This is a genomic window from Thiolapillus sp., from assembly GCF_048562965.1.
Classification (GTDB): Bacteria; Pseudomonadota; Gammaproteobacteria; order Chromatiales; family Chromatiaceae; genus Thiolapillus; species Thiolapillus brandeum_A.
The window spans coordinates 1-9,050 of the sequence record NZ_JBHNMF010000097.1; the positions used below are offsets into that span (position 1 = coordinate 1).

General features: G+C 52.4%; 4 protein-coding genes and 2 pseudogenes. 3 read left to right on the forward strand and 3 right to left on the reverse strand.

Annotated elements, in window-relative coordinates; all coding sequences use genetic code 11:
- Both ACOCD2_RS07300 and ACOCD2_RS07305 read left to right on the forward strand, forming a co-directional pair.
- Positions 1-1,803, forward strand: a pseudogene (locus ACOCD2_RS07300) (DNA methylase); the annotation flags it as partial.
- A gap of 14 nt (positions 1,804-1,817) precedes the next feature.
- Positions 1,818-4,574: a phospholipase D-like domain-containing anti-phage protein gene (locus ACOCD2_RS07305; RefSeq protein WP_296714232.1), complete on the forward strand. Its 2,757-nt coding sequence runs from the start codon at positions 1,818-1,820 to the stop codon at positions 4,572-4,574.
- 29 nt (positions 4,575-4,603) lie between these two features.
- Here the strand turns inward: ACOCD2_RS07305 and ACOCD2_RS07310 are convergent, their stop codons facing one another.
- The 3 genes and pseudogenes from ACOCD2_RS07310 to ACOCD2_RS07320 all read right to left on the reverse strand — a co-directional run.
- Positions 4,604-7,132 (reverse strand): S8 family peptidase, encoded by a 2,529-nt coding sequence (locus ACOCD2_RS07310; protein ID WP_293687870.1) that lies wholly within the window; start codon positions 7,130-7,132, stop codon positions 4,604-4,606.
- Positions 7,133-7,138: 6 nt separating this feature from the next.
- Complete coding sequence (locus ACOCD2_RS07315) at positions 7,139-8,122, reverse strand: AAA family ATPase (protein WP_293652859.1); 984 nt, start codon at positions 8,120-8,122, stop codon at positions 7,139-7,141.
- Positions 8,123-8,646: 524 nt separating this feature from the next.
- Positions 8,647-8,829 (reverse strand): annotated as a pseudogene (locus ACOCD2_RS07320) (recombinase family protein); the annotation flags it as partial.
- A gap of 86 nt (positions 8,830-8,915) precedes the next feature.
- Between ACOCD2_RS07320 and tnpA the strand changes: the two are divergent.
- The coding region (gene tnpA, locus ACOCD2_RS07325; RefSeq protein WP_419601497.1) for an IS66 family insertion sequence element accessory protein TnpA at positions 8,916-9,050 on the forward strand (135 nt) is incomplete at its 3' end.

The following is a 9,050-nucleotide window of genomic DNA, read 5'->3' on the forward strand; positions in this document are numbered from 1 at the left end:
AATACTCTCAATAGGTTGAGAAAGTGGGAGAAATTGGATTTCATTCCTCGTGACGAGGACATCTTCCAGGAACGCCTTTATGCCATCCAGTGGATTACCAAAGCCTCGATATACGAGCCACGTCAGGTCACCTGTTTCTGTGGAGTAACAGCTGACGATCTAGCGCGTGAACGGAAAGTCGAACGTATCGTTGCTGAAAATCTCGCCCGATGGCAGAACGAGAGCCTCACTCCTGACATGGAGATTGAGCCTGGCGATAAAACTGATGAGCCAATACGAACTCGTGGTTGGACCCACTGGCACCACTTATTCTCACCTAGGCAGTTAGTGTTACTTGCTGAAACTATTCGAGCATGGAGAAACTCAACGCATCCTGAATTAGGATGGATTGCTGTAGCTAGGATGCTCAACTACAATGCAAAGCTCTGCCAATGGCATACAGGCCAAGGCGGACTTGGGTATCCAAACCACATTTTTTACAACCAAGCATTTAATGTTTTTTACAATTATGCGGTTAGATCTTCAGCGTGGATGAAATCCTACGAAATTGATACTGCAATTTCGCCACTACCAAAGGTCAATAACATAATTGAAAACGCAACCGCTAACAATCCATCCCTCGCATGTAATTTGTGGATCACCGATCCTCCCTACGCGGATGCGGTGAACTACCACGAAATTACCGAGTTCTTCATTGCCTGGCTGCGCAAGAATGTGCCCGAGGAGTTTAAGGATTGGACCTGGGATTCTCGTCGAGCATTAGCAATCAAGGGTATTGGAGACGATTTCCGTCGGAGCATGATAGATGCCTACCGTGCCATGGCTGAAAACATGCCTGACGATGGCATGCAATGCGTCATGTTCACGCATCAGGATACAGGCGTCTGGTCAGACATGATCGGCATTTTTTGGGCAGCTGGTCTCCAGGTCGTCGCGGCCTGGTATATCGCCACCGAAACCACATCGGAACTCAAGAAAGGCGGCTACGTTCAGGGCACCGTAATCCTGATGCTGCGTAAGCGCGCTGCGGGTGACCGGGCCGGTTTCAAACAGCGCATTCTGCCCGCCGTTCGCACTGAGGTAAAACATCAGATCGAGACCATGATGCACCTCAACGATGAGGCGAAAGACAGGATGGGTGAGCCTGTCTTCAACGATTCCGACCTGCAGATGGCGGGTTATGCCGCTGCCCTCAAGGTGTTGACCGCCTATACCCAGATCGGTGGCGAAGATGTCACCGCCTTCGCCATGCGGCCTCGCCAGCGCGGTGAGGTAACTGTGGTGGATGAGATCGTCCAACAGGCTGCCGAGGCGGCTAACGGCCTGCTGGTACCGGAAGGCATCGCCCCGGACACCTGGCACAAGTTGAACGGTATCCAACGCTTCTACCTGCGCATGATGGACATGGAGAGCACCGGCACCTCCAAGCTGGATAACTACCAGAATTTTGCCAAGGCCTTCCGTGTGGTGGACTACACCAAGGTGATGGCCAGCATGACCGCCAACAAAGCGCAGTTAAAGCATGTCACCGATTTTGTCTCGCGTGATCTCGCTGAAAGCACAGAGCTGGGTGCAAGCTGGCTGGGGCGCCTGATCATCGGTCTGCAACAGCTACTGGCTGAAACCGAACCCCAGGTGGTGATTGGGCAACTCCAGGCCGAGCTACCGGACTTTATGGAGGTACGTCCCCTGCTGATCGATATGCTCAGCTTTATGGAGAAGATGGCGCCCGAAGATGAAGTACGGCAGGCCGCCGAGGTGTTAGGCGCACGGCTGCGTAACCTGCGTGCACTCGGCCAATAACGGAGGCGCTGCGAATGGACTCAGGACAGATCCGGCGTTTCTCTTCTCGCACTCACCGACTCGACAGCAGCTTTCTGCTGCAACACCTGAAAGGTGCGCGCAGTTACAAGCGAATCGCCGGGTATTTCACTAGTTCATTATTCGAGGTGGCAAACGAACTGCTCGAGTCGATCCCTGAAGTCAAGATTGTTTGCAACGTCGACATCCACCCTGATGACCTTAAAGTTGCTCAGCTGCGTGAGTCCAAGATGATCGGCCGCTGGAACGAAAAGGCCATCGAGACCGAAGCGTTGCTGAATCGAGATCGCTATCGTCGCCTGGACAATTTTCTGCAGAAGCATGGACAGGCCGTCCGAGTCGCTCCGGACAGTGTGTGTGGCTTTCTCCACGGCAAGGCCGGCGTTATCGAGCTGGCCGACGGTAAAAAACTCGGCTTTATCGGCTCGATGAACGAAACTCGCAGTGGCTGGCAGCGTCATTATGAGATCCTCTGGGAAGATGAATCCACGGAAGGCATCGCCTGGATTGAGGAGGAGTTCAACTTCCTCTGGAATGCAGCCAAAGAATTACCGCGCGCGGTGATTCGCGAGGTGCGCCGCCGTGGCTATCGCCGGGAAGTGGTGTTTGACGAGATCAATGAAGACACTGACTTGGTACCCGCTGCGCTGATCGAGTCACCGCTCTACCGGGAAGGCCTGTCGCTACAGCCCTGGCAACAGGGTTTCATTACCGAGTGCATTCGTCATTATCAGAATCACGGCATCGTGCGCCTGTTGCTGGCGGATGAAGTCGGCCTTGGCAAAACCCTCTCGATGGGCACCGCGGCACTGGCACTCTGCTTGCTGAGCGACAAGGAACATAAAGCCCGACGGCCTATCGTCATCTTCGCTCCGGCCACACTGTGTGAGCAGTGGCAAACAGAGATGATCGACAAGCTGGGTATCCCCTGCGCCCGCTGGCAGACCCAGAAAAAGGTCTGGCTGGACCACGAAGACCGAATCATCTCGCCCGCCGGGCGCGAGCAAATCGCCAAGTGTCCGCTACGCATCGGGATTGTCTCCACTGGCCTGATGATGCGGAATTCCCTGGAGAAGCAACACCTGCTTGGCCTGCGATTCGGCACGGTTATTCTGGATGAAGCGCACAAGGCCCGGAGCCGACAGGGATTTGGCAAAGACGCTGGATCACCCAATGAGCTGCTCGCCTTCATACGCGAGATTGCCGATCGATCGGATCACGTACTGCTCGGCACGGCCACCCCCATACAGACACGACCTGATGACCTGTGGGATCTCATCGGCATCCTCCACCAAGGCGAAGGACGTTTCGTCCTAGGCAATGACTTCGCCAAATGGCATCGCCCACAAGAGGTCTTGCCCATCCTTTCCGGTGATCAGGCGGTGACAGAGCCTTCTTTTGCCTGGGAGCTGCTGAGATCGCCGCTACCATTGGTCAATTCCACGCAGGAACCACGAGCCCGGCGGCTGTATAGCGCGATACGCCAGGACCTGGGTCTGACCGAATCCAAGTTGCAATCCAATAGCCCATTTACCGATCTCGACGACATTACGCGGGAAGACCTCGAAGGTGAACTCCAACGAAAACTATCCGGCGCCACCTTCTTTCAGCGGGAAAACCCCCTGGTGCGTCACATCGTATTGCGCAAACGATCAACGCTTGAGGATTCAGGCCTGTTAGCCAAAATTGGTGTTAATGTTCACCCTGATCGTGATCTGGCAAAGGAAGTCCACCTGTTCAATGCCCTGTTCGAAGGCAACGCACTGCGAACCAGCGAAGATTTCCGGGAGGCTTATGCAGAAGCCCGACGATTTGGGAAGGCGCTGGCCAAACGCGGCAAGGGCGGCGGATTCATGAAGAACCTGATGGAACAACGGATTTGCTCCAGCATTGTTGCCGGCTTGAATACGGCCAGGATGCTGCTTGAGGGCAGAACTCTCGAATTGGAAGAGGATGATCAGGAGATAGAACTGCAACTCGCCGAGGATGGAAACAGCGCAGAAGGGTGCTCCGTGCTGGAACGGATGATTGTTCGGCTCGAAAAGATCTCGGAAGACCCGAAGATGCAGGCAGTCGTCCACTATCTCGACAAGGAAAAATGGCGTGAATACGGCGTCATCATCTTCAGCCAGTACTACGATACAGCCAAGTGGGTCGCCGACTCACTGGCGGCACGCTACCCCGATGAGGCTATCGGCCTGTATGCAGGTGCAGGACGCAGCCGACTCTATCAGAAAAGCGACAGTGTCACTATCGAGCGTGAGACACTCAAGAAAATGGTTGCCGAGCATGAGACCAGCATCATGGTGGCCACTGATGCTGCCTGTGAAGGCTTGAACCTGCAAACACTTGGAGCATTGATCAACATCGACCTGCCCTGGAATCCAACCCGGCTTGAGCAGCGCATTGGCCGCATCAAGCGATTCGGCCAGTTGCGTGAGAAGGTCGATATGTTGAATCTTGTGAATGAGCAGACCGTTGATGAAAAGGTCTATGAACGCCTCTCTGAACGAATGTGCAACCGCTACAACCTGTTCGGCTCACTTCCCGACACCATCAAGGACGAGTGGATCGAAGATATCGAAACACTGGGCGAAAAAATGGACGAGTATATTAATGCCCAGAAGGAAGCGACCGGCTTTGACCTTCGCTATACCTCAACAATGGCTCCCTCGGAAAAAGACTGGCGGGATTGTTCTGAGGTATTGTCACGAAGGGATTTTCTCGAACTAATGAGTAACGGTTGGAGTTAGTCGCTATATGGCGAATAGCGCGGTTGTGATCACACTTCGATTTCTACCTGCGTCTCAATCTGGGTTTCAACAACGGAATAGATATCGACGTTCTCATCGGGCACATCGATACTTACGATAAGGCTGAAACGAACAGAATTTTGCCAGCGATCCAACGCAGTCCGATATTTCCACCATCCTCCCACCGGGTAAACTGCAATTGTGTGCATATCCGCAAGCGAAGCTGCTGACCCGGTCCACGTATCAGAATGAAGAGAACCACGGGTGCGGAGCTGAGATCCGAGCTTCCAGCCTTCGTTATCACCTTCCGGACCACTGTAGTCTTCCGTTTCCTCGTTTGCCCTTTGGTTAATAAAGGCTCTGAAATTGGCCAATGTTTGCCCCGGCCGAATTACTTCAAAGCGTAATCCATGCGATTGGTAGCTATACCGCCTCCTGTAACCCCTTCGCCCAGGGTTGGGTTCAATGAAATAGGATAGTGTTACCCTGAGCTTGACCTCCAACTCCGGAGGAAGCTGTTGCAGCACCTCGATAGGCCAAGGCAACTGATAGAGCTGCATTTCGTGCAGCTTGGGATCTACTGACGCGCTGGCATCAGGCTCTTTGAAGAACGGTTGCAACTCATCTTGTGCAATGAGCGTTAAAGCATGATTCGCACTATAACGGGCACGTTCGAGATCCGGCACACCATGCCCCACTGTCCGCAGCACGGTTTCTTTTGCCAATTTCTGGCTGTGTTGACCATATAGCAGTCCGAGTCTCTCGGACATTCGAGTAGTCCACTCGGCTGAATGCACAATCAGCGCACGAATTGTCTCTGGCCAATAATCTGGGTACTCAGCCATCAGAATCGCTGCCTGTCGAGAAACCAAAGCACAAGCGGCACTCGTATCTCCATTGGCTTCAAAAAGTTGTCCGGTTGTTTTTCCAGAGGTTGTCAGAAGGGAAACAACATCGGCAGCGGTAACTTCAGTGCTATCCGGAGAGAGAAGACGATTACCTCCTTCCTCGACAACATCAGGCTTATAAGGAGCATGTTTTCTCCAGCCCCAACTGACAGCCGAACGTGAAGATGGTGCAACGTCGCCAAACCCCGCAAGAGGTGACCAACCATCGAAGTCGGCATCATCATTTGTCGTTCTTTCTGTATATGCCCCCACGGTCAGAGCATTCCATGACTGAGCAGGGTCCTCTATTTGTGCCAAATTCACTTGATCCCAGCAGTCTGGCTGAGGTGCTACATGGGCATTGTTACCTGCAGAGATAACAAACAATCTAGATTCAGCCTCATCCATTGCGAAAGAAAAATCATCAATCTCGGCAGACCAGGAAGATGGTTGCCCTCCCAACGCCTCAGGTTCAGAGGTGATTGCCAGAGAGTAAACACGCTTCCAGTCGGGCCTATCGATAGCAAGTTTCTCCGCTGTGCGAACGGTAATGGCGCCATAAAGCTCAGGATCGTTGTTGCCTGTTGGAGGAAGAATCCGGGCAGACTCGATTCGATGATCCACTACAATTGGATCGTGACTCATTAAGGCCTCATGCAAGTCTCCAAAGACCGCTAAACCTGCTTGCTTCGAACCATGGTCGTTATAGGGTGCGAAAGCGTTTGTCGGATCGTGGTTATCATATCTAGGCCACGTAGGATCCCATCGTTCTGCACTTTCCTCGTTGCAGAAATTTCCGATCACTGGGTGATTGTAGTTGACCCCAGTATCAAGAATGGTAATGGCCGTGGAGATGTCAGCATTGAGTTGCACGCGACCATTGAGGTCTTCTACCCATTGATATTGTTCCTTCGGAGAAGATCTGAGCAAGACATTGGGCGTCTCCTTCGCCCGTCTCAGTTCTTCGAGATTTGCTATCAATTCCGGTGCAGGTGAAAGTTGTCGAGCTGACGTTCTGATCAAGACAACCGTACTATCGAAGAACGTCAAGGATGTATTGCCTAGTTGTGCACCGATACGCTCAGCCAATTGCAACAGGATATGTAATGGCTCCTCTACACCTGGCTGTTTTTTCAGCCAGAGTTCCCACCAGACAACCTGGTCCTCATCCTGTGGAAAGAGACCACTCGCATCCGTCCAGAACGACTGCAGGTCAGCGAGTTTTATTTCGGCAATACTGTCAACGAGGTTGTGATTTCTCGGGCCACCTTTGCCATCTTTATCAGGATCAAGGTACTGCTCGAGTTTGCCCTGGAAAATGCCACGCCGAGAATCTGGCACGAAAATGACGGCGACTTCATGGTCATCTACCTTACGGCAAGAACGAAGTTTGAAGTCCCTAGATGTATCAAGGCTGTCGAGCGGTAGCTCACAGTCAGGCATTCCGACAATTTCTACATAGATACCGACATCTTCAGTAATTGGGGGTGGAGCTTGGGCACGCCGTGCGTCATAACTTTGAATAACACTGGCATATTGCCCGGATATGGATTGACCATGCTGATGCCGGTCTTGTAATGGAATGACCGGGTTTCGGCCCCGCCGTCGTGAACTAAAATCCTCGCGATCTGCGAAGCCTTCGATGAGAATATGCGGCTTCCGTTCCGGCATTTCGTTTTACTTTTTCCCTGTTTGGCGACGTTCAATTGCCCTAATCAGCAACGAAGAGGTGATTATTTCTTTATTGTTCAATACCGCTTCTTTTGCAGCATCTTCACAGGCCCTGGTTATCTCAGCCGAACTGAGGTTTTTTGCGACTGCACTTATCTCACCCCATGCCAATTGCTCCGTATCGAAAATTGACAGTCGATTTTCGACAAGTTGCTTTATTTGTTCTTGACCAGGCTTCTCGAAGCGTATGATGTCATCAAAACGGCGATAGAGCGCTTTGTCCAGTAACTCAGGATGATTCGTGGCTGCAACGATGATGCTTTCTGAGGCGTCTTGCTCAACAAATAGGAGAAAAGAATTCAGTACTCGCCTTATTTCTCCCACATCATTCTGTGCGCCCCGTTGTGTACCAATCGCATCAAACTCGTCAAACAGATAAACGGCCCTTGTCTGTTTGATATGATCAAAAATCAAACGGAGTTTTGCTGCCGTTTCTCCCATAAAACGAGTAATTAAACTGTCATACACTACTGTATAAAGAGGTAACTTGAGCTCAGTGGCTAGAGCTGCAGCAGACATGGTCTTTCCTGTCCCAGGGGGGCCTGTGAATAACAACTTACGGCGGGGAAGAAGACCAAACTGAGACAATTTATCCTTTTGTCGCTGCTCGAGTAGAACTTGCTCCAAACGAGTACTTATATCCTCCGACAGTACCAGTTCGTTTTTGCGAACGGAAGCCGGAGTCAAATCCAATAAGCCTTTCAGTTCTCCTGCTGGCTGCTTCTTCAGCGGAGTCGGGCTTTGTGCCGCGACACCCAGCTTTGAGGTCTTTTGAGAGCCATCTACCAAGGTCTTTAGCTCATTAGCGAGTTTGTGGTGGCCCTGGCGAGCCTCTTTTGCGGCAACTTGCAAGGCAATAGAGTAGAACCGCTGATCATCTCGATCCGCATGGCTTTTCAAAAGCGCCTTGATTTGTTCTGCTGTTGCCATATTTCACTCACCCACTCTAACCTGCGATAATAACCGGTTTGTCCGTAAAAATGAATAATCAAATACTACCCGCAGAGCGGGTAGTATGATGAAAGCCCCCGGAGGGGCTATTGTCAGAGTCCCGCCAACCTTAACTGCTCTTGGCGCTTCTCTTCCTGATTCTTTATGCCCCTTCGCTCCACGCCCGTTACAGGCGCTTCATCACTACTACGAGTCGGTCCATCCTCGGCCCGTGCTTTGGTACTCTGCGTCTCGCTTTTCTTCACTCGCTACCAGCTATGGAGAGCGAAGTGAAGGCTGGTAGTCCCCAGTAGCCGCGAGGCCGCACTGCTTACCCGTCGTGCGCATAGCGCCAGAGGGGAAGCAAAGTAGGCATCCGAACGCGGCGTCCAGTCATTGGGAGACAAGTACGGAGCAGCAACGAGCTTGCGAAGTTGTTGCGTAGTGCTTGGTGACCAGAACGGCTGGGGCACCAATAGGTTGCCAAAGGCCGAGTCGATTTTGGGGACTGGGATGTCCCAAAATCTATCACGAGGCCGAAGACACGCTTGTATCCCGAATGCCAGTTTGCCCAAGGCGGTGGTGGTATCAATGTTGGCCCCCTGACCCGTAATCACTTTAAAGCCAATACCGTGTTCTGCTAAATCCTGTACTGTATTAACCAGGTGCCTCAAGTCTCGTCCCAAGCGATCAAGCTTCCAGACCACCGTAAGCGCCCACGAATCGACACCTGTTCCTTGATCACCACCTGCCACAGACTTTCTCCTGCCTCACCACAACACAGGAGAATCCCATGGCACCGACCGACACCACTTTCTGGCAGGACCACGTCACCACCTGGCAGGCATCGGACCTGACCCAGAAGGCCTACTGCGAAGCACACGGCCTCCGCTATGCCACCTTCGGCTACTGGGTGCGCAAGCTGCGC